Origin of the sequence: Actinoplanes sp. NPDC051633, assembly GCF_040681735.1 — a bacterium.
Classification (GTDB): Bacteria; Actinomycetota; Actinomycetes; order Mycobacteriales; family Micromonosporaceae; genus Actinoplanes.
Genome location: NZ_JBFAZH010001220.1, coordinates 1 through 2259, shown reverse-complemented (window position 1 = coordinate 2259; position 2259 = coordinate 1). Strand labels below are relative to the sequence as shown.

The following is a 2259-nucleotide window of genomic DNA, read 5'->3' as shown; positions in this document are numbered from 1 at the left end:
CGCGGGGGCACCCGATCGACGAAGTCGCCGTGGTACCGGACGGTGCTGTGCCACTTCTCCTGGTTGAACGACATCAGCGTCGAGGTCACCGGCCGTCCGGCACCGTCGTAGACCGTGCGGTTCTGCGATGGGACGTTGTTGTCGCCGGCCGCGACGAGGGTGGTGCCGGTGGCGCCCTCGGCGTAGTACGCGTCGTTGGTCTTGACCACCAGCCCGCGGGAGTCGTACACGGTGTCGGTGATCACCCGGCCCTCGACCTTGCCTCCGGTCCCCCAGCCCGGGCTCTGCGTCTGCCGCGGGCGCATGAAGCCGTCGTAGATCGCATAGCTGCCGAGGTAGTTGCCGTTGGCCCGCAGCGATTCGGTGGCCACCGCGCTGGCGCCGTCGGCCCGGATGAAGTACCGGTAGCGCAGGTTCGGCCCGTCGCCGCCGGCCTCGCTGCGGCCCGGCAACCACACCCCGAGGGCGCGGCCCAGGCCGTCGTAACGCACGGTTGTCGTCCGCCCGTTGGCGTCCGTGGTCGCGACCGGCTCGCCCCACTGCGGCGCCAGGTCCGTCGTGGTGGTGTGGCCGAGCTCGTTGGTGACCGCCATCCTGGTGGTCAGGCCGCCGGTCTCGGTGTACGTGTGGGTGGTCTTGCGGTTCAACGCGTCCCAGGTCTCGCGGGGCCGTCCGTACGCGTCGAAGGTCGCCCTGTTGGTCACCGTCCAGACCGGTGACCCGCCGACGTAGTCGCCGACCTGCTCGGCCTGCTTCGGGTTGCCGGCGCCGTCATAGGCGGTTCTGGTGTGGGCGACCAGGTCCCGGGGGTAGACCGCGGTGGCCGAGCAGCCGACCGCCACGGTCTCGGTGCGTACCGGCCGGGATCCTTCGTACCAGGTGCGGGTGCACTCCTCGTCACCGGTGATGTCGGTGTCGCCACGGTCGTCCACGGCGGTCAGCAGGCCGGTCGCGTCGTCGTAGGCCCGGGTGACGTGGGTGGTGCGCCACTTGCCGCCGTCGAGCGCGGTCCACTCGCGCACGCCGCCGACATCGACCTGGTGTGCCGTCAGGTTGCCGGTGCCGCCGGTCTGCCTGGCCCGGTAGTCGGTGATGGTCGTGCTGACCACCGACGTTCCGTTGTAGACGGTGCGCTCGCGGAGCTGCCCGGCGAGGTGGTCGTCGTCGGGCGCGGAGCCGCCCCGGCTGTCGGCGACCGATGCGGGCACGCCGCCGTCGCCGTTCATGCCGCGGAAGTAGCGGTACTCGGCGACCGACTTCACGGTGCCGCTGCCGTGCCGCATCACGACCTTGCCGTAACCGCGCCACTCGGACCAGGTGCGCCGCTCCGGCAGGATCAGGTCGTCGTCGGTGTAGTGCCACGCTCCGCCGTCCTGATAGTCGTAGGCCACCACCTCGGCCGGTGCGCCGCCGACCCGGTCGACCTGGGTCACGCTGCCCACGACGTACTTGTGCATCCAGTCGGTGAGGCTCTGCCCGCCGGTCGGTTGCCAGTAGACCGGGAAGCAGCGCAGCTTGTTGCCCTTCGGGGCCGGCCGCGCGCCGGCCGGGCAGTCCGGCGGCAGGTAGTTGACCGACACCACGCCGCCGTACTCGTTGTCGATCGCGGTCAGCCGGTATTTGCCCAGCGGCGGAAGGCCGTCCGCGGCGCTGTTGACCCGGTTCTCGTACGGCAGGCCGCGGAACGTGACCGGCGGCATCTTCAGCTCGCCGCCGACCAGGCCGGCATGGTCGATGCGGTCCAGCCACAGCGCCGGTCCGGCTCCGGCGCTGCTGTCGCCGGTGGGCGGGAAACTGTGGGCGAAGGACCACCGGTCGACCTCGGCCGCGCCGGCATACGTGGTGATGCTCGCCAGCCGCCGGGTCGACCAGAACGAGGGCGCGGTCTGGGCGGCGCAGTTCGCCGAGCACTTCTGGTCGAACGGCACATCCGGGTAGCTGTCCCGGTTCTCCAGCCCGCAGTTCTTTCCGGGCGCGCAGCGCGGCGCCGAGGCGAAGACGACGCGGGCCGGCGCGGTGCCGGTCAGCTCCGCGCCCAGCCGGGTGCCGAAGTCGGCCCGTTTGAGGACGCCGCCACGGTCGTAGGAAACCGTCTGCCGGCCCAGGTCGAGGCCGTAGGCGTTGCGTTCCCGCTCGTACCAGTAGCTCATGGTGTTGCCGCGCGGATCCACGACGTGGTCCAGATTCCACTTGTAGCCCTGGTTGTGGAGCATGGGGGTTCAGGGGGTGCAGTATCTGACGTCAATGCCGAGCGAAAGC

General features: G+C 70.9%; 1 pseudogene. It reads right to left on the bottom strand.

Going from position 1 to position 2259, the window contains the following annotated elements:
• Window positions 1-2213, bottom strand: a pseudogene (locus AB0M20_RS39250) (RHS repeat protein); the annotation flags it as partial.
• Between the last annotated feature and the right edge of the window lie 46 nt (window positions 2214-2259).